Source organism: Allobosea sp. (genome assembly GCF_017308015.1).
Taxonomy (GTDB): domain Bacteria; phylum Pseudomonadota; class Alphaproteobacteria; order Rhizobiales; family Beijerinckiaceae; genus Allobosea.
This window is the reverse complement of record NZ_JAFKFW010000003.1, coordinates 37,877-56,356: the sequence shown is the minus strand read 5'-3', so window position 1 is coordinate 56,356 and position 18,480 is coordinate 37,877. Positions and strand designations below refer to the sequence as shown.

The following is an 18,480-nucleotide window of genomic DNA, read 5'->3' as shown; positions in this document are numbered from 1 at the left end:
CTTTTCATATCCGGCTCGCCGTCAGCCGCCGACCGCGTCCGAAACGCATTTCTTGGTGAAGCTGCTCTTGGCGGCGCCCGCCAGCTTCCTGTCGGCAGCCTGCTTGTCGCAAGCGGCGCCGGCGTCCTTTTCGCACTTGGTCAGGAAGCTCGTCTTCGCCGCGCCGGCCAGCTTCTTTTCGGTTGCCTGCAAGTTGCAGCTCTGCGCCTGCGCCGCGCCAGCCATGCAGCCTATCGCGAGGGCCGTCAGCAAAAGTCGTTTCATGCGAATCTCCTCTCGGGCAGGTGAAGCTACCCTACGGCACAGCAGGGGGAAATGGCTAAAAGCGCTATTGCCCTGCTTTCGCCAAAAACCCTAACACGCGGAATTTAAAAGGAATTCTGTGATTTACCATATCCATTCAGCTTGGATTCACGGATGGCCGTTTACGCTTTGTCAGTGATTGTGATGCGAGAGGTTAGCCATGAAGCAGACATGGTCAGCTTGGGCGATGCGGGCTTTCATCGGCTCCGTTTTCATCGTCTGCCTGTTCGGGCCCTATGCACTGTCGATCCTGATCGGCTGCATCGGGGTGGGCTGCTACTTCTTTCGCAACGAGGTTGGCTCGCATCTCTGAGCGGCCGCGCGGCGAGCTTCATCCCCGCCGACGCTTTTCACCGCGCTGTGCGGTGAAGCCTATCTGATCCGCCGCAGGTGACAGACCTTCACCTCGCCGCGACGGCCATCCGAGCGCCAGACGCAGCCCGAGCGTGCCGGAGTGCGATCATACAGATGAATCTCTGCACGCCGCTTGCGGTTGAAACTCCGGTTCGAAAAGTCGTGTCCGCCGACGCGGACATTGCGCCCGAAGCGGACTTCGGCCGAGGCCGCTGACGACAGCACGAGGTTCCATCCGACGGCCATCACGAGCAGGCATGCGACTGTCGCCCCTGCGCCGACCGTCGCTTTCAAAAGCCTCATGCCATTCTCCCGGCCGCGATCGGCGGCCCACCATGCCGGCAAACCCGACAGGACCCGGAACGAAAAAGGGGACGGCCCGAAGGCCATCCCCTGAACTCTCTCCGCCCCGGAAGGCGAGGGCGTTGCCGCCGATCAGCGCGAGTAGAACTCGATGACCAGGTTCGGCTCCATCTGCACCGCGTAGGGCACGTCCGACAGGGTCGGCGTGCGGGTGTAGGTGGCCGTGGACTTGCCGTGGTCGGCATCAATGTAATCCGGCACGTCGCGCTCGGCGAGGGCGGCCGACTCGATGACGATGGCGAGCTGGCGCGAGCTCTCCTTGACCGCGATCACGTCGCCCGGCTTGACCTGATAGGAGGCGATGTTGACGCGCTTGCCGTTCACGGTGATGTGGCCGTGGTTGACGAACTGGCGGGCGGCGAAGACGGTCGGGACGAACTTGGCGCGGTAGATCACCGCGTCCAGACGACGCTCGAGCAGGCCGATCAGGTTCTCGCCCGAGTCGCCCTTCAGGCGGATCGCCTCGGCGTAGTAGCGGCGGAACTGCTTCTCGGAGATCGAGCCGTAATAGCCCTTCAGCTTCTGCTTGGCGCGGAGCTGCGTGCCGAAGTCGGACGGCTTGCCCTTGCGGCGCTGGCCGTGCTGGCCGGGGCCGTATTCACGACGGTTGACCGGGGACTTCGGACGGCCCCAGATGTTCTGACCGAGGCGGCGGTCAATCTTGTACTTCGCCTCATGGCGCTTCGACATGTCGCGTGTCCTCTCAGGTTCGCGAGTTGAGGACCGCGCCCTCCTGCTCCCCGGCATTGGCCGGGGCGACAGATCCAGCTTCCGAAGAAGAGCGGATCACGGGTGCGGAAAAAGCCACGCGGCCCCGTGAGGAGCCGCGCGACGAGAGGGCGTATGGCGGAAAGCCGGCTTCGAGTCAATTCCGGGAAGACGAAAAGCCGCAATCAGCGCCAGTAGCCATAGGGTCGATCATAATGATGGCGGCGTGGACGGTGCTTGTACCAGCCATAATGATTGCCGCGATTCCAGCCGTAATGCCGGCGTGGGCCGTGACGATAGAAGCCGTGATGCCCATGGCCCTTGTGCCAGCCATGCGGTTTCGCCTGCGCTTCCGTGCTCGTTCCCGCGCCACCGAAGGCGAGGCCGGCGGCAAGCGCCCACAGCAATAGCAATTTTCTCATGATCTCGCATTCCTCCGCGATGACGAGCCATCGCAGGAACGCGCGGGGGAAAGGGCAGGTTCCTCAGTTTGCCAAGGGCATGGGCTCGACGACGATCTGTGCCAGGCCGTAACCGGCGAGCGCTATCCGCAATGGGCCGGTGAGGCCGGAGCCATTGGTGAAGACTGCCGTGGCTTCCGGGCACGCAAGATCGGGCTCACGGGCGCCGGACAGAAGATCGGTAACGCGCCGCGCGATTGCAGGAGCCGGGTCGATCCATTCCACCGGCCAGGGCGCGATTCGCTTCATCCGCTCCAGCAGCAAGGGATAATGCGTGCAGGACAAGGTGACGACGTCGGTGCGACGGCCGCTGGCCTCGACGAAACAGGGGGCGATCTCGGCGGCGAGAACGGTGTCGTCGACCGCCTCTCCCTTCAGCGCCTGCTCGGCGAGGCTGGCGAGCCGCGTCGCGCCGACGAGCGTGACGCTGTGGCTGGCCGCATAGGTCTCGATCAACTCGCGGGTGTAGTCGCGTGCCACGGTGCCGGGTGTGGCGAGAACCGAAATCATGCCGCTGCGGGTCGCTGCCGCAGCCGGCTTGATGGCGGGTACGGTGCCGATGAAGGGAATGGCGAAGCGCGCCCTGAGCGCCGGCAGCACCAGTGTCGAGGCCGTATTGCAGGCGATGACCGCGAGATCGGGATGGAAGCGCGTCATCAGGCGCTCCATCACGACGAGGACGCGGGTGACGAGCTCGTCCTCGCTCAGGCGGCCATAGGGAAAACCGGCATCGTCGGCGGCATAGACGATATCGGCGCCCGGGCAGGCCTGGGTCGTGCGCCCGAGCACGGTGAGGCCGCCGAGACCGGAATCGAAGACGAGAATTGTCGGCCGGGGCCTGGGGATTGCGATGGGGCGGTGGCCCGTGCCGGCGAGGAGATCGACTTGCATGACTGTGCCGCGGAATTCCAAAGCGTGACTCCGCCAGAGACCGGTTAAGGGACGGTCAACGATGGGTTCCGCTGCTGTCTCGAATTTAGTTGACTTTGTCCATTAAATCGCCTGGCCTGATGACGGAGGTGAGTCATGGAAACCACCGATGCCGCCATCGCCGCGATCCGCCGCTTCAATCGCTTTCACACGCGCTGGGTCGGGGCGCTCGGAGGTGGGCTGCACGGCTCGGGCCTCGCGCTTACAGAGGCGCGCGTGCTCTACGAACTGGCGCAGCGGGACGACTGGCAGGCGGCGGAGATGGCCAAGGCACTGGATCTCGATCCGGCCTATCTCTCCCGTATCCTGAAGCGCTTCGCGGGGGAGGGCTGGCTCGGACGGAGCCGTTCGACGGCTGACGGGCGGGCCTGGCGCCTGCACCTGACGACGAAGGGCCAGGCGGCTTTTCAGCCGCTCGATGACGCTTCCAGCAGGCAGGCAGGAGCGATCTTGCAGCGTCTTACGCCGTTCGAGCAGGCTCGTCTCGTCGATGCGCTCGCCGATACCGAGCGGCTTCTTTCGGGAGAGGCGTACGAGCGTCCGGCCCCGCTTATCCGCGAGCACCGCGCCGGCGACATGGGTTGGGTGATCGGCGCCCATGGCCGGCTCTATGCCGAGGATTACGGCTGGGACGGGACCTTCGAGGCGCTCGTCGCGGAGATCGCCGCCAAATTCCTCCGGGAGTTCAGGCCGGGCCGCGAACGCTGCTTTATCGCCGAGCTCGGTGGTCAGCCGGTCGGCTCCGCCTTCGTGATGCAGGAGGATGGAGCGACCGCCAAGCTCAGGCTCGTTCTGGTCGAGAAGCGGGCGCATGGAATGGGGCTGGGCAAATGCCTCGTCCGCGAGGCGATCGGCTTCGCCCGGAATGCCGGCTATGAACGCATGGTGCTGTGGACCAACGATATTCTGCATGCGGCGCGCGGCATCTATGTCGGCGAGGGTTTTCGGCTGGTGGCCGAGGAAAAGCACCGCTCCTTCGGCCAGGATCTCGTCGGGCAGAACTGGGAACTGGTGCTGCGGCCGAGCACGACCTGACGCCTGTCAGGCCTTCAGGCGAGCAACGGTGGCCGCTGCGGTGCGCCCGGCGAGCGTCGCGCCGCCGACCGTCATCGCGCCACCGCCCGCCGTGGCCTCTCCGGCGATGAAAATCCGGTTGCCGATCGGCTGGGCGAGAGCGTCGCGCGCCGCTTCGTGGCCGGGGTCGCAGATCGAATAGGAGCCGCGGGCGAAAGGATCGGTCCACCAGGCCGGGAAGGAGACCTGCTTCACTGCCTTGCGGAAATCGGAGCCGACCATCTTCACCAGCAGGTCGACGATATGGGCGCGTGCCTCGTCGGTCCCCGCCTCGGAGAGCGTCCGGGCATAGTCGCCGCCGCAATAGCCGATGACGATGTCCTGGCCGCCCGGGAACATGTCGAGATTCATCAGGCGCTCGGGTGCGGCCGCTTCGAGGAAGCTCGCGCCCGGCGTGATGCCGAAGCGGTCGCCCTCGACCTTCAGTGCGATCTTTGTCAGCGCCCCCATATGCAGGCCGGCCAGCGCGTCGCGCGTCGCGGCGGGCAGTTCCGGGATGAAGCGGATCGCGCCGGCCTTGAGCACGCCGACCGGCACGGTGACGATGCAGGCATTGGCTCGCAATGTCCCGGAGCGGGTGGTGACGGTCACGCCCGGCCCGTCCCAGCGGATCGTCTCGGCTGGCTCATTCAGGCGGATATCGAGCCCGGCCGCCGAACGTCCGACCAGATTGCCGTAGCCTGAGGGCACGATGAGATCGTCTCCTGACCAGAGGCGCTGATAGTCGCGCGCCGAGATGCGGCTCGATTCCTCGCCGATCGAGAGCAGCAGGCCGGAGGCGGCCACGGGCGCAAGTTCCGGACCGAGATCGCCCAGCAATTCGGCGATCGACATGTCGCGCCGGGTCAGATCGACCGCTTCAAGCCGGCGATCGATCTGGCCGAATGCACTGCGGCGACGGCGGCGCTCCGGCTCCGCCATTGGCTGGCCGTCGGCGAAGACCCTGAAGCCGCTGCCCCAGGATTCGGCGGGGGTGGCGATGCCGAGGTCGCGGGCGATCTGAACCCAGGGGTTACGCTCGGCCCAGTGGATGAACATGGCGCCCGCATCATAGGCCGGGCCGAGCGAGGCATCGGTGAAAGCGCGCCCGCCGACGCGATCCCTCGCCTCGAGCAGGACGGAGCGTCGTCCGGCCGCGTGCAGAACATGGGCAGCGGCGATGCCGGCGGCGCCTGCGCCGATCACGACGACGTCGGCATCCGTGGCGGCCACCGCCCGGCCGGCAATGGCGAAGCTCGCCGCCAGGGCGCCGCCTCCGGTCAGCAGCCTGCGACGGTCGAACTGAAGATGGCGTGGGTCCATGACAGGAGAATGTGCGCGGATGCCGGCATTGCAATGGCGTCCCGGCCGGTTCCGCGCGTTACCCGATCACGAGATCGGGAGCGACGATCTTGTAGCGATTTTCTGCTCAGCGTATTTCTAGATTAGAATATTTGTTATTTGGAGGGATTCTATTGTTATCGTTGATCAGTATTCGAAATTGACATGAGTTGATGTGATCAATATTCGTGATTTTGCTTTATACGAACGTATAAGCTTCTCTTTTTACTCATTTTAAACTGTCGTCGAGCCCTCGGGCCGGCGGCGGGAACGGGGTTCGGGGCTATGGAGACTCTTTCCGGTCAGTTGCGCGGCAGCGCGGCACTCGGAAGCCTGATGCTGGTGCTTCTGGGTTCTTCCGCGGCGGCGCAGCAGCAGGGGCGGCGGACGACGCCGCCCCCGACAGCGACCGCTGCCAGCGAGGCGCCGGTCGTTCTCGACCAGATCAATGTGCAAGGCGAAGGCCAGCCTGGCGGAGCGCTGCTGGGTGGTCCGACGACGACGCGCACGACGCGCGAGGAGCTCGACCGCCAACAGATCCAGAGTGTCGCGGACCTGTCACGGCGGCTCGAGGCCGGCATCTCCTTCAACCGGGTCAACGGCTCGGTGAACATCCGCGGCCTGGACGGGGCGCGCGTGCTGACGACGGTCGACGGCATCCGCCAGCCGTTCATCCAGGACAATCGCATCGACCGCAGCATCGGCACGGCCTTCGACTTCGATGCGCTGTCGACACTCGATCTCCTGCGCGGCGGCAGCGGCAGCAGCATGCTCGGTTCGGGCTCGCTCGGCGGCGCGCTGGCGGTGCGCACTCTCGACCCGGAGGACCTGATCCGCTCGGGTAAGACGATCGGTGGCCTCGCAAAGACCGGGTTCGATACGACCGACAAGGCCTGGTTCGGCAGCGGCGCGGTGGCAGGCCGGTTCCACGATACCTGGCTGCTGTTGCAGGGCGGCTTCCGGAGGGGCCACGAGACCGACAGTCGCGGCACGAATCCGGCAATCGGGGCGGCCCGCACTGAGCCCAATCCGGCCGAGTTCAATCAGTACAGCTTCCTGGCCAAGCTGCATCAATACGTGAACGAGGCACATCGCTTCGGGCTGACCGGCGAGATCTTCAAGCGCGGCGAAAAGATCCAGACACGCACCAATGCGGTCTCGCTCACCGGCAACTACCGCCCCGGCGCGCACCAGACCCAGGAAGACGTGGAGCGCAAGCGCGTTTCGCTGACCTATGACTACAAGCAGCCCGGCGGCTTCATCGATGAAGCGCACGCCAATCTCTACTGGCAGGGCGTCACGCGGAACTCGATCCTCAATGCCTATCGCTACACGAGCGTGATCGGGCCCTACAGCCGCAACAACGAGGTCGAGGAGAAATCCTTCGGCTTCAACGGGCACCTGATCAAGAGCTTCATCACGGGCCCCGTCTCGCACAAGCTCACGCTCGGAACGGAACTGCGTGCATCGACGCTAGACCAGTATTCGGCGGGACTGGACAATTGCCGCCGTCCGTATATGGGCGCGTTCACAGCCTGCAACAACCTGCACACCAACCAGTCCGACACGCCACGCGTCGAGGGCAAGATGATGGCGTTCTATGCGCATCACCAGTTCGGTTTCCTCGACGATACGCTGCGCCTGACGCCGGGCATCCGCTTCGACCGGTATGAGGAAAAGCCGAAGGCGACGGCGGCCTATCTCGGGAGCTCGTCTTTCTCGGGGATGCCGGCCACGTCCAGCGATGATGCCTGGTCGCCGCGCGTGCGGCTGGAGTACGACATCATCAAGAACGCGCCCTATCTGAAGGACGTCACCCTGTTCGCGCAATGGTCCAAGGGCTTCCGGGCTCCGACCGCCAGCGAGCTCTATGCCAGGTTCGGTGCTGTCGGCACTTATCTGCGGGCCGGAAACCCGGACCTGCGGCCTGAAACCAGCAACGGCATCGATGTCGGCTTCCGCTTCGGCGACAAGGCGTTTGGCGGCTCCGTGACCTATTTCCACGCGAATTACCGCAACTTCATCGAGACAGTGCAGATCGCGCCGGCAGGCGGGCTGTATCCGCAGGGCGGCATTTCGGGTTACCAGAATGTGGCACGCGTCGAGATTTCCGGCGTCGAGGCCAACATGCAATACGCTTTTGCGCCTAACTGGCTGGTGCGGGGATCCTTCGCCTATACCGACGGCAAGAACAAGCTCGATGGCATCGGTCTCAATTCGATCCCGCCGGTGCAGGGCATCCTTGCGATCGCCTACGGCAACGAGAACTGGGGCGGAGAGGTGTCGACGAAACTGGCCGGGGCCCGCAAAAGCGTCGCGACAACCGGCTCGATGCAGGGCTTCCAGGCTCCGGGCTATGCGATCTTCAACGCGATGGCCTGGTGGAGGCCGATGCCGCAGATCGCGGACCTTGAGCTGCAGGTCGGCGTCTACAACATTTTCGATCGGAAATACTGGGATGCCGTGACGGTGCCGACAGGCGTTCTGGCCCAGTCTCGCGACTATTACAGCGAGCCGGGCCGTACCGTGAAGGCGACCTTGAAATACCAGTTCTGACCGGGCGTTTCGAGACCCCCCGACCAGACGAGCCGGCCTTTCGGGGCCGGCTTTTTTTATTCTTCGCTCTGCTCGCGGGTCTGCTGCCGCGCCAGGAGACGTTCCTTCTTCGGGCCTTCGACCAGCGACTTGAAGACGCCACGCAGCGTGCGGGCCTCCTGCTCGGTCATGTCGAGCCGGTGCAGGATGTCGCGCAGGTTCGCGGTCATCACCGGCTTCTTGCCGGCCGGGAAGAAGCCGCAGAGGTCGAGCTCGCTCTCGAGATAGTCGAACATCGACAGGATCATCTCGCGCTTGGCCGGCGGGGAGAGGTTGCTCTCGCGGAAGGGCGGCTCGCCGCCCGTCGTCTTGAACCACTCATACCCGTTGAGCAGCACGGCCTGGGCGAGGTTCAGCGAGGCGAAGGCGGGATTGACCGGGAAGGTCAGGATCGCGTCGGCGAGGCTGATCTCTTCATTGGTGAGGCCGATGCGCTCGCGCCCGAACAGGATGCCGACGCGCTCGCCGGAGCCGATCCGGCTGGCGAGCTCCGGCATCGCCTCGGCCGGCGTCAGCACGCGCTTCATCTGGCCGCGCTCGCGGGCCGTGGTCGCGAGCACATGGTTGAGGTCGGCGATCGCCTCGGCCGCGCTGTCATAGAGCCGGGCGTTCTCCAGGATATGCGTCGCGCCGGAGGCGGCCGCGGTCGCGCCCTTCTTGAGGCCGCCGCCGGTGGGCCAGCCGTCGCGCGGGGCGACGAGGCGCATTTCGGACAAGCCGAAATTCGCCATGGCGCGGGCGCACATGCCGATATTCTCGGCGAGCTGCGGCTCGACCAGGATGACGATGGGGGCGGGGGCCTGGACGGCCGGGCGGGTGCGGTCGGTGCCGGAACCGGTCATGGGAAATCTGGTCTTGTCTTTGCGATGAGGCTTGCTTCGCGCTCGGGAGGGCCGGGCGCGCTGGGCAAGCTCATACGTCATGCTCGCCCCCGTGGCGAGCATCTGCGTCTCGAACCCACGCCCGACAAGCCGAAGACGTGGTTGGTCGGGACAAGCCCGACCATGACGCGGCAAGGGGCGATCAGCCCGCTGCCTTCTCCACCGCACGCAGCACGCGCAGCATGTTGCCGCCGGCGAGCTTCGTCAGGTTCTCCTCCGACCAGCCGCGGCGGATCAGCTCCGCGATCACCGACGGAAAGGTCGTGGTGTCCTCGAGCCCGTCCGGATTGACCCAGCCGAAGAAGTCCGAGCCGATGCCGACATGGTCGTGGCCGATGCGCCTGGCGAGATAGTCGACATGGTCGCAATACTCCGGCAGCGTCGCCTTCGGGCGCGGGCCGGACTTGGCGGTGATCTCGGCCTCTGCCTTGGCGCTGTCGATGCCGTCCGGCGTCTTGCCGTACTGGTCCTTGGCCGGGCGGTGCCAGTCGCGCGAGGCCTGGCTGATGAAATCAGGCACGAAGGTCGCCATCACGATGCCGCCATTGCCGGCGACGCGATCGAGCACGTCGTCGGGGACGTTGCGCGGATGGTCGCAGAGCGTGAAGGCATTGGAATGCGACCAGACCAGCGGGGCGCCGGAAACGTCGAGCGCGTCATGCATCACCTTCGGCGAGACATGGGCGAGGTCGATGACCATGCCGAGCTTGTTCATCCGGCGCAGCACGTCCTTGCCGAAGCCGGTGAGGCCATTGTGGCGCGGGGCGTCGGTGGCGGAATCGCACCAGTCGGTGGTGTCGTTGTGGCAGAGCGTCATCAGGCGCACGCCGAGGTCGTAATAGGCGTCGAGCGAGTCGATCTCGCCATCGACCGCCGAGCCGTTCTCGATGGTCATGAACAGGGCGATGCGCCCCTTGGCCTTGGCGGCCTCGACATCGGCGGCGGAGAGGCCGGGGCGGAAGGCATTGGCGTGGCGCTTGAGGATGTCGCGCATCAGCGCGATCTGGGCAAGCGCGAAGCCGGCGGGGTTGGGCTGCTTCGGCGGGACATAGGCCGCGAAGAACTGCGCCGCCATCTTGCCGGCCTGCATGCGCGGGATGTCGGTGTCGCCCTCGGCATGGACCTTGTCGAGCCCGTAGGTCGCGACATCGCCCTTCGCCTTGCCGTCCTTGCGGATGACATAGGGCAGGTCGTTATGACCGTCGATCAGCGGGACGCGATCGAGCAGGGCGAGCGCGGCGGCGTAGGCATTGTCCTGGACGGGCGGTTTGGCGAGGGCCATGGCGAGATCTCGGTCGGGAATCGGGAGCCGGATCGTGGCAGGCTGCGAGCCGGGAGGCGAGGGGGCGGGGCGCAGGTCTGTCATCCCGCACGCGCTACCGTGGTGTCATCCCGCACCGCGCTGCGGCGCGAAGCACCGCTGCGGAGCCGGGCGATCGCAAGACGAGAAGGCACCTTTTCCTGAGAGCGGTCCCGTGTCAGCGCAGCAGCATTTCATGCTGTGCGCACACGGGATGACAGGTGCTCTCCAGCGGGTGCCCGATGGCGGCGGGTCAGACGAACCGCGCCGGGGCGAACGGCGTCGGGTCGACGAAGACCTTCTGGCCCGTGACCATTTCCGAGATCATGCGGCCGGTGACGGCAGCGAGCGTCAGGCCGTGATGGGCGTGGCCGAAGGAGAACCACAGACCCTTGTGCTTCGGGGCGGGGCCGATGATCGGCATCATATCCGGTGTGCAGGGCCGGGCTCCGAGCCAGGGTTCGGCATCGAGGCGCTCGCCGAGCGGAAAGAGCTGTCTGGCGATCGGCTCGGCGCGAGCGAGCTGCACCGGGGTCTTCGGGGCGTCGCGTTCGGCGAATTCAGCACCGGTGGTCAGGCGGATGCCCTGCTGCATCGGGGCGAGGAAATAGCCGCGCTCGGTGTCGAGCACCGGATGGTTGAGCACGGCGTTGCCCTGCGGCTTGTAATGCATGTGGTAGCCGCGCTTGACCGCGAGCGGCAGGCGGTAGCCGAGTTTGTTGCTGAGCACGTCGGCCCAAGGGCCGAGCGCGACGACGACGTCCCTGGCCTCGGCCTTGGTGCCGTCGGCGAGAGTGACCGTCCAGCCGGCGCCGCTCTGCTGGAGCGTGCCCGCATCGCCGATGGCGAGTTGGCCGCCGAGCTTCTCGAACAGCGCGACATAGGCCTTCGACAGACCGAGCGGATCGACGACGGTCGTCGGATCGGTCCAGTGCAGGCCGCCGATCAGGCTGACATGGTCGAGATGCGGCTCCTCGGCCTTGAGGGTCGCCATGTCGAGCGTGCGGTAGTTCAGGCCGAACTCGCGATTCCAGCGCGCGGCTTCGGCGAGGCGGGTCTCGCGCTCCTTCTCGGTGCGGAACACCTTCATCCAGCCGTCGCGGCGCAGCAGGTTGGTGGCGCCCGCTTCCTGTGCGAGCGCGTCATGCTCGGTGACGCAATGCTCGATCAGCTTGGCGTATTTATGCGCGATCACCTCGTGCTGGGAAGCGCGCGAATGCATCCAGTAGGAGAACAGGAACGGGGCGAGCTTCGGGATCGCGCTCCAATGATAGGAGGCGTCGATGGTGTTATTCATCGCGTAGCGGATGAGCGCGCCGAAATCATGCGGGAAGCCGTAGGGGTAGACGCCCTCGCGCTGGATCAGGCCGGCATTGCCGTAGCTGGTTTCCTCGCCCGGCGCGCGCCGGTCGACCAGCAGGGTGGCACGTCCGGCCTTCTGGAGATGAAGCGCGACCGAAATGCCGACGATACCGGCGCCGAGAACGATCGTATCCACCTTCATGGCCTGCTCCTGACAACCCCTTTTCCCGCAAGGATACCGGTTTGCGCGTGGTTGTCAGCGTCGCGACCGGATTTTGCGCGGAACGGCGTAATCTTTCGCAGTTTGTGCGCCGGTTCTCTGAGAACGATGGCGTGGGGCAGGTTTCGATGATGCAGGGCGCAATTTTATGCCGGCGCAGGATCGGCCTGCGTCGCTGGCAGGTGACGCTGCGCCTAGCTTCAGCCAGTCTGCCTTCGTTTCGAGAGCGATTCCAGAGCCAAAGCCGATGCATCCCGCCGCCTTAATCGCTGCCGCGCTCGCGTGGCTCGGCCGCCATGGCACCCAAGGCTTCGCGCTCTCGATCTTTCTCGGCCTGGCCCTGCCGCAATTCTCCGCGATGGCGCGGCCGGCGCTGCCGATCACGATCTTCTGCTTCACCACCGTCGTGTTCATGCGGCTCGACATGAGCGTGACGCTCGGGTTGTTCCGGCGTCCGGCCAAACTCGCTGCAAGCTGCCTCTGGCTCATCGCCGGTCCGGTGCTGCTGATCGGCGCGGCGCTGCTGCTGGTGGGGCGCGAGAACCTCGATCCAGGCATTGTGCTGGGGCTCGCGATGATGGGAGCTGCGCCGCCGATCATGTCCTCGCCGGCGGTGGCGATCCTCTACGGCTTCGAGCCCTCGCTGATCATCGCGAGCGTCATCCTGACCACGATCGCGAGCCCGATCGTCGCGCCGATCCTGGTCGAGCTGCTTGCGGGGGCGGCGGTGCCGCTCGATCGCTGGGTGCTGACGCTGCGCCTCCTGATCTTCATCGGAGGCGGCATGGCTGTCGCTATCGCGATCCGGCTCTGGCTCGGTCTCGCGCGCGTCAAGGCGATGAAGGCCAATCTCGATGGCTTCGGCGTGCTGATGTATTTCATCTTCGCCATTGCCGCGATGGACGGCGTGACGAAAGCGGCGCTCGACGATCCCAGGCTCGTGCTGTTCGTGCTCGGATGCGTCTTCGCCGTCTCTGCGGCAGGTTTGGTGTCGAGCTGGCTCGTGCTGCGGCTGCTGCCGGCCTCCGAGCGCTTCATGATCGGCTATGGCACCGGGCAGCGGAACATGGGTCTTCTGGTCGCAGCCCTGGGAGCGGGCGTCTCGCCGACGACCTTTCTCTATTTCGCGCTGGCGCAGTTCCCGATCTACCTGCTGCCCTGGCTGCTCGCGGGCGTCGCGGCCCGGATCAGGCGCCGGGAGGCTGCTGACGGGCATTGACGCTGGGGCTTGCGAGGCTTTCCCCGTCGCAGGAGAGCCGCGCCATGATCACCCTCTATTCCGGACCGCTGAGCCTGTTCTCACGCAAGGTCGAGATCGCGCTGGCGGAGAAGGGGCTCGCTTTCCAGCGCGTCGTGGTGCCATTCAACCAGACCACCGGCTACGATCCCCGGCATCCGGAAGTGCTGGCGCTCAATCCGAAGCGGCAGGTGCCGGTGCTCACCGATTGCGGACTGGTGCTCTACGATTCCACCGTGATCAACGAATATCTCGACGAAGCCTATCCCGAGCCGAAGCTGATGCCGGATACGCCTGTCGAGCGGGCGCGCTGCCGGATCGACGAGCTCTATGGCGACGAGATTCTGTTCCAGGCACTGAGGCCGCTGATGCATCGCACGGAGCCGCCTTCGCCGGATCGCGACCGGCGCATTGCGCAGGAAGCCGACGCGCTGATCGCAGAAGAGGGGCTGCTGCGCCATTACGACGTGCTGGAGCAGAAGCTGGCGGGACGTCCGTTCTTCGGTGGCCGGTTGTCGCTGGCCGATATCTCACTGTTCATGGGGGTGCTCTTCATCCGCCGCCTCGGCGGACCATCGCTGGACGGCTATCCGGGACTGGCGGAGTGGTATGCCCGGCTGAAGCTGCGTCCGGCCTTCGCGCAGGTGGTGGCGGAGATGGCGGAAGCGGACCGCAGACTGTCCTTTCCGGTGAAACTGCGCTCCGCCTGATTGCGATAAACGGCTGCCGGGGCTAAACCCCCGGCCATGAGCAGCCCCATCCGCATCGCCCCCTCGATCCTCTCGGCCGATTTCGCCAAGCTCGGCGAGGAGGTGCGTGCGGTCGATGCTGCCGGCGCCGACTGGATCCATTGCGATGTGATGGACGGGCATTTCGTGCCGAACATTACCTTCGGCCCCGACGTGCTGAAGGCGATCCGCCCGCACACCAAGAAGTTCTTCGACGTGCATCTGATGATCGCGCCCGTCGACCCTTACGTCGAAGCCTTCGCCAAGGCCGGCGCCGACCTGATCTCCTTCCATGTCGAGGCGGGCCCGCATCCGCACCGCACGCTGCAGGCGATCAAGGCGCAGGGTAAGCAGGCCGGCATCGTGCTCAATCCCGGCACGCCCGCGAGCGCGGCTGAAGCGCTGATCGAGGACGTCGACCTCATTCTGCTGATGACGGTCAATCCCGGCTTCGGCGGGCAGAGCTTCATCCGCTCGGTGGTCGAGAAGGTTTCGCAGGTGAAGGCGCTGATCGGCGACCGGCCGATCTCCATCGAGATCGATGGCGGGGTGACGCCCGAGACGGCGCCGCTGGTCGTCAAGGCCGGCGCCGATACGCTGGTCGCTGGCTCCGCCGTGTTCAAGGGCGGACCTTCGGCCTATGCCAGCAATATCGAAGCGATCCGTGGGGCGGCCGAAGCCGCGCGCGGGTCGTGGGTTTGAAGATCTGAAACGCTGACATCATCAGTGGAAGGCCAGAGATGATCCCGCGCTATTCCCGCCCCGAAATGGTCGCCATCTGGGAGCCGCAGACCCGGTTCCGCATCTGGTTCGAGATCGAGGCGCATGCGACCGACAAGCTCGCCGAGCTCGGCGTCGTGCCGAAGGAAGCGGCCGCGACGATCTGGGCCAAGGCCAAGGACGCCGTCTTCGATGTCGCGCGCATCGACGAGATCGAGCGCGTCACCAAGCATGACGTCATCGCCTTCCTGACGCATCTGGCCGAGATCGTGGGGCCGGAGGCACGCTTCGTCCACCAGGGCATGACCTCGTCAGACATCCTCGACACCACGCTTTCGGTTCAGCTCGCGCGCGCCACCGATCTCCTGATCGCCGATGTCGATGCGCTGCTCGCCGCCATCAAGCGCCGCGCCTTCGAGCACAAGCTGACCCCGACGATCGGCCGCTCGCACGGCATCCATGCCGAGCCGGTGACCTTCGGGCTCAAGCTGGCACAGGCCTATGCCGAGTTCGATCGCTGCCGCGCCCGGCTCGTCGCGGCCCGCGCCGAGATCGCGACCTGCGCCATCTCCGGCGCCGTCGGCACCTTCGCCAATATCGACCCGCGGGTCGAGGAGCATGTCGCGGCCAAGATGGGGCTGACCGTCGAGCCGGTCTCGACCCAGGTGATCCCGCGCGACCGGCACGCGATGTATTTCGCGACGCTCGGCGTCGTCGCCTCCTGCGTCGAGCGTCTGGCGACCGAAATCCGCCATCTGCAGCGCACCGAGGTCTATGAGGCGGAAGAGTATTTCTCGCCGGGCCAGAAGGGCTCCTCGGCGATGCCGCACAAGCGCAACCCGGTCTTGACCGAGAACCTGACCGGCCTGTCCCGGCTTGTGCGCGGCATGGTCACGCCGGCTCTGGAGAATGTCGCGCTCTGGCATGAGCGCGACATCTCGCACTCCTCGGTCGAGCGCATGATCGGCCCCGACGCCACGGTGACGCTCGACTTCGCGCTGGCCCGCCTCACCGGCGTCGTCGACAAGCTGCTGGTCTACCCGCAGAACATGCGGAAGAACCTCGACCGGCTCGGCGGGCTGCACAATTCGCAGCGCGTGCTGCTGGCGCTTACCCAAGCGGGCGCGAGCCGCGAGGACAGCTACTCCATGGTCCAGCGCAACGCGATGCGCACCTGGGAACATGGCGAGGATTTCCTGACCAACCTGATGGCCGACAAGGACGTCGCCGAGAAACTCTCGCCCGGCGCGCTCAAGGCGATGTTCGACGAGGGCTATCACTTCAAGCACGTCGACACGATCTTCCGCCGGGTGTTCGGGGACGCTTGAACCCGCTGGCGGGCCAACTTACTTTGATGGCCGGTTCGTCATCCCGCACGCGCCGCAGCACGCAAGCGCTGCTGCGCCGAGGCGGGACCGCATGACGGAAAGGCGCTTCTTCGTGAGACGGTCCCGTGTCTGCGCAGCAGCGTTTCAAGCTGCAGCGCGCACGGGAAGACAGCTCTACACTGACCCATCATGAAATCCTCCGACGTCGACATCCTCCTCGTTCCCGGCTGGTCGGGCTCTGGCCCCGATCATTGGCAGAGCCGCTGGGAAACCCGCCTGAAGACGGCGCGCCGCGTCGAGCAGGCAGACTGGTACAAGCCCTCCCGCCATGTCTGGGCCGACGAGATCGTGAAGGCCGTGCGCAGGGCGACGCGCCCCGTGGTGCTCGTGGGTCATTCGGCAGGTTGCAGTGCCGTCGCCTTTGCGGCCGAGCATCTCCATCCCGGCGAGGTCGCGGGGGCCTTCCTGGTCGCGCCGGCTTCCGAAAAGGCGAAGGGCGCGGTACCCGGAATGGGATCGGATTTCATCGCCCATCGCCGGGAGAGGCTGCCGTTCCCGTCAGTGCTGATCGCCAGCGCGACCGATCCCTATTGCACGCAAGATGAGGCGAGGCAGCTTGCGGAAGCCTGGGGCTCGGAATTCGTCGATGCCGGCGACAGTGGCCATCTCAATAGTGAATCCGGGCATGGTCCCTGGCCGGACGGAATTCTGCGTTTTGCAGGCTTTCTCAAGAGCTTGAGCGTAGTTTCGCCGACGTTAAATCAATAGGCGGGGCGCTGGCCGCCGGGAGCGGCGTGCTCCTGCGCCGCCTTATGCGGCCACGCTCGCCGGAGGCGGTTCGGCACGGGTGCCGCGAGCCGCGATCGTTTCCAGGCTAAGGCAACAAGCCAGGATCGAAGGCTCGCTCGCAGGCCTGTGGACGGGACCCGTCGGGATTGCAGGGATATCCTCGACGGGCCGGCGGCATCTGCCGTGCTCAAGCTGGTCGCTTGCCATGGATCAGCGGGCTCGGCTTCGCCGATCGGGTCTGCGCGGCCCGATCGGCTTTTGTCTCGCAGCGACTGCCATCCTATTGGAATTGCAGCCGGATATTTTGCATCAACGTGGGGCGGGCGAAATCCTGAAGCGCTTTTGCGCCTCGTTCGGCTGTCCAGATGGCTTCGATGTTCTTGAGGCCGCGTGTCATCTGTTCCGCGCTCACCAGGGGCGCTGCAGCCGCCGCGGGCTTGATGCTGCCGGCCATATATTTCACGGCCATTGCGATGACTTGTGGCCTGCCGCTCAGATCGCTGAAGGTAATCCTGTCCGAGAATCGTTTGACCTCGATATTCTCCTTCGTCGTCGAGTATTCTCCGCTGCCTCCCAGTTTCCACCACCCGATCATGACGCCGGCATCTGCGGATGCATGGAAGTGCTGATACAGGTAGTCCAGCGATTGGCTGTCGGCAAAGACCGTGAAGGACATGCCCTTTCCGACGAGAAGGTTCATCGGGACGACCTCGAGCTGCCCGCCGGGGCCGAACACCGCATTGAATTCACTCGGTTTGAGTGTGGGCCCAAACTTGTCGATGACGTTCTGGCTGTACCATTCTCCGCGCGTGATCGGGAAAACGTCCAGGTTCTCAAACCCGATCTGTATATTCGTCGTATTGGTCCTGACGTGCTTTTCGCGTGTGATCTGCTCCGCACTGGCCCCGCCAGCGCGGAACAACCCCAGGAAGCTGACGCTGACATTGACCTTCCAGCGTGATTCGAAATACTGCGAAGACGATTGCGCTTCATTTATTTCTTGTGTTTGCGGCTTGTAGTCGTTGATGAACGTGTTCATCGATTTATCTATTGTCGTGATATAATATTCCTGCCAACGGTCTGGATCGTTGAGCAGCTCGTTCGATGCAGGCAGCCGGATTTTCTGGTTCGGATTGGTGAGCCTGATCTGGGCGTCCTTGAGAAGGGCGATATCGGGGTCGTTCAGGCCGCCGGATATGATGTCAAAGGTGCCGGCCGCCTCCTTGAGCGCCCTGTCTTTGACCTTGATCTGGACGTCATAGGCTTGCTGCTTGAAGAATTGCGCCTTGGTGAGCCGTTGGGGTTTTGGGGTTACGCTGGCGTAGCTCTCGTATGCGGCGTCGGCCTGCTCCACGGAGGCCTTGTAGTCCGAACGGGCGAATTCAAGTTCGTCCAGGGCTCGCCGCGTCGCGTTCTTCAGATCTTCGCTGGCATTCCCCTGGCCAATCCGCTGCAGCATCGCGGCATTGAGAAAGTATTTGTAGCCGTCGCTGATGCGTTTGGAGCTGTTGCGAAGATAGGTCCATTGAAGCGAGGGCATCAATTCGCCCCAGCCATTCATGGCGACCAGGCGCCGCGTCTGATTGTTGCTGCTCCAGTCGGCATTGGTGGGTGTGGGAAGCAGGATGGCCAAGTCGCTATTCGAGGGGGCCGGCCCGATCAGACGGTTTTCGATCGCCTTGAAGTATCGGCTCCATGCCGGATTTCCCCAGTCCCCGAACAGCGGCTCCTGCGCCTTGGCGCCGAGCGGGGCAAGAAGCGTAAGCGAAAGCAGAGCTGAGCTGACAGTTCGAGACATGTTTTCCTCCCGGGCCACCGTATCGGGGCTGCCGCAAGGTAACGGTCAAATCAGTTCTATGCAACCAAT

Annotated in this window: 18 protein-coding genes; 8 read left to right on the top strand and 10 right to left on the bottom strand. The window is 65.0% G+C overall.

Annotated features, from left to right (window positions below):
• Window positions 1-21: 21 nt before the first annotated feature.
• Window positions 22-264, bottom strand: coding sequence for a hypothetical protein (locus tag J0I42_RS03325; RefSeq protein WP_291652802.1), 243 nt, complete (start codon window positions 262-264; stop codon window positions 22-24).
• A gap of 199 nt (window positions 265-463) precedes the next feature.
• Here J0I42_RS03325 and J0I42_RS03320 point away from each other — a divergent pair, with 199 nt between their 5' ends.
• Window positions 464-616: a hypothetical protein gene (locus tag J0I42_RS03320; protein WP_291652800.1), complete on the top strand. Its 153-nt coding sequence runs from the start codon at window positions 464-466 to the stop codon at window positions 614-616.
• A 59-nt stretch (window positions 617-675) separates the two neighbouring features.
• Here J0I42_RS03320 and J0I42_RS03315 read toward each other — a convergent pair whose 3' ends face one another.
• The 4 genes from J0I42_RS03315 to murI form a co-directional block, all read right to left on the bottom strand.
• Window positions 676-1,047 carry a hypothetical protein gene (locus J0I42_RS03315; RefSeq protein ID WP_291652798.1) on the bottom strand — a complete coding sequence of 124 codons (372 nt, stop codon included), beginning with the start codon at window positions 1,045-1,047 and terminating at the stop codon, window positions 676-678.
• 45 nt (window positions 1,048-1,092) lie between these two features.
• Window positions 1,093-1,710 carry a 30S ribosomal protein S4 gene (rpsD, locus tag J0I42_RS03310; RefSeq protein ID WP_047576477.1) on the bottom strand — a complete coding sequence of 206 codons (618 nt, stop codon included), beginning with the start codon at window positions 1,708-1,710 and terminating at the stop codon, window positions 1,093-1,095.
• Between the two features lie 203 nt (window positions 1,711-1,913).
• Window positions 1,914-2,150, bottom strand: coding sequence for a hypothetical protein (locus J0I42_RS03305; protein ID WP_291652793.1), 237 nt, complete (start codon window positions 2,148-2,150; stop codon window positions 1,914-1,916).
• A 63-nt stretch (window positions 2,151-2,213) separates the two neighbouring features.
• Window positions 2,214-3,080, bottom strand: coding sequence for a glutamate racemase (gene murI / locus J0I42_RS03300; protein WP_291652791.1), 867 nt, complete (start codon window positions 3,078-3,080; stop codon window positions 2,214-2,216).
• 135 nt (window positions 3,081-3,215) lie between these two features.
• On the opposite strand from murI, the gene J0I42_RS03295 reads away from it, so the two are divergent.
• Window positions 3,216-4,154, top strand: coding sequence for a bifunctional helix-turn-helix transcriptional regulator/GNAT family N-acetyltransferase (locus J0I42_RS03295; protein ID WP_291652789.1), 939 nt, complete (start codon window positions 3,216-3,218; stop codon window positions 4,152-4,154).
• Window positions 4,155-4,160: 6 nt separating this feature from the next.
• Here the strand turns inward: J0I42_RS03295 and J0I42_RS03290 are convergent, their stop codons facing one another.
• Window positions 4,161-5,495, bottom strand: a complete 1,335-nt coding sequence (locus J0I42_RS03290; RefSeq protein WP_291652787.1) for a flavin monoamine oxidase family protein — start codon at window positions 5,493-5,495, stop codon at window positions 4,161-4,163.
• Between the two features lie 303 nt (window positions 5,496-5,798).
• Between J0I42_RS03290 and J0I42_RS03285 the strand changes: the two genes are divergently transcribed.
• Complete coding sequence (locus J0I42_RS03285; RefSeq protein WP_291652785.1) at window positions 5,799-8,069, top strand: TonB-dependent hemoglobin/transferrin/lactoferrin family receptor; 2,271 nt, start codon at window positions 5,799-5,801, stop codon at window positions 8,067-8,069.
• Window positions 8,070-8,125: 56 nt separating this feature from the next.
• Here the strand turns inward: J0I42_RS03285 and J0I42_RS03280 are convergent, their stop codons facing one another.
• From J0I42_RS03280 to J0I42_RS03270, 3 genes are all read right to left on the bottom strand, one after another.
• On the bottom strand, window positions 8,126-8,950 hold the full coding sequence (locus J0I42_RS03280; RefSeq protein WP_291652783.1) for an RNA methyltransferase: 825 nt from the start codon (window positions 8,948-8,950) through the stop codon (window positions 8,126-8,128).
• A gap of 181 nt (window positions 8,951-9,131) precedes the next feature.
• Window positions 9,132-10,271: a dipeptidase gene (locus J0I42_RS03275; protein ID WP_291652782.1), complete on the bottom strand. Its 1,140-nt coding sequence runs from the start codon at window positions 10,269-10,271 to the stop codon at window positions 9,132-9,134.
• 271 nt (window positions 10,272-10,542) lie between these two features.
• On the bottom strand, window positions 10,543-11,793 hold the full coding sequence (locus J0I42_RS03270) for an NAD(P)/FAD-dependent oxidoreductase (RefSeq protein ID WP_291652779.1): 1,251 nt from the start codon (window positions 11,791-11,793) through the stop codon (window positions 10,543-10,545).
• A 265-nt stretch (window positions 11,794-12,058) separates the two neighbouring features.
• Here J0I42_RS03270 and J0I42_RS03265 point away from each other — a divergent pair, with 265 nt between their 5' ends.
• The 5 genes from J0I42_RS03265 to J0I42_RS03245 all read left to right on the top strand — a co-directional run bounded on the left by J0I42_RS03265 (window position 12,059) and on the right by J0I42_RS03245 (window position 16,592).
• A complete protein-coding gene (locus J0I42_RS03265) occupies window positions 12,059-13,030 on the top strand; it encodes a hypothetical protein (RefSeq protein ID WP_291652777.1) in 972 nt (323 codons plus the stop codon).
• 44 nt (window positions 13,031-13,074) lie between these two features.
• Entirely contained in the window at window positions 13,075-13,758 is a 684-nt protein-coding gene (locus J0I42_RS03260) for a glutathione S-transferase family protein (RefSeq protein WP_291652775.1), read from the top strand.
• Between the two features lie 36 nt (window positions 13,759-13,794).
• Window positions 13,795-14,478, top strand: a complete 684-nt coding sequence (rpe, locus tag J0I42_RS03255) for a ribulose-phosphate 3-epimerase (protein ID WP_291652773.1) — start codon at window positions 13,795-13,797, stop codon at window positions 14,476-14,478.
• Window positions 14,479-14,516: 38 nt separating this feature from the next.
• Window positions 14,517-15,824 (top strand): adenylosuccinate lyase, encoded by a 1,308-nt coding sequence (purB, locus tag J0I42_RS03250; protein ID WP_291652771.1) that lies wholly within the window; start codon window positions 14,517-14,519, stop codon window positions 15,822-15,824.
• A gap of 189 nt (window positions 15,825-16,013) precedes the next feature.
• Entirely contained in the window at window positions 16,014-16,592 is a 579-nt protein-coding gene (locus J0I42_RS03245; protein WP_291652769.1) for an RBBP9/YdeN family alpha/beta hydrolase, read from the top strand.
• A gap of 301 nt (window positions 16,593-16,893) precedes the next feature.
• Here J0I42_RS03245 and J0I42_RS03240 read toward each other — a convergent pair whose 3' ends face one another.
• Window positions 16,894-18,411 (bottom strand): hypothetical protein, encoded by a 1,518-nt coding sequence (locus J0I42_RS03240; RefSeq protein WP_291652767.1) that lies wholly within the window; start codon window positions 18,409-18,411, stop codon window positions 16,894-16,896.
• Window positions 18,412-18,480 lie beyond the last annotated feature (69 nt).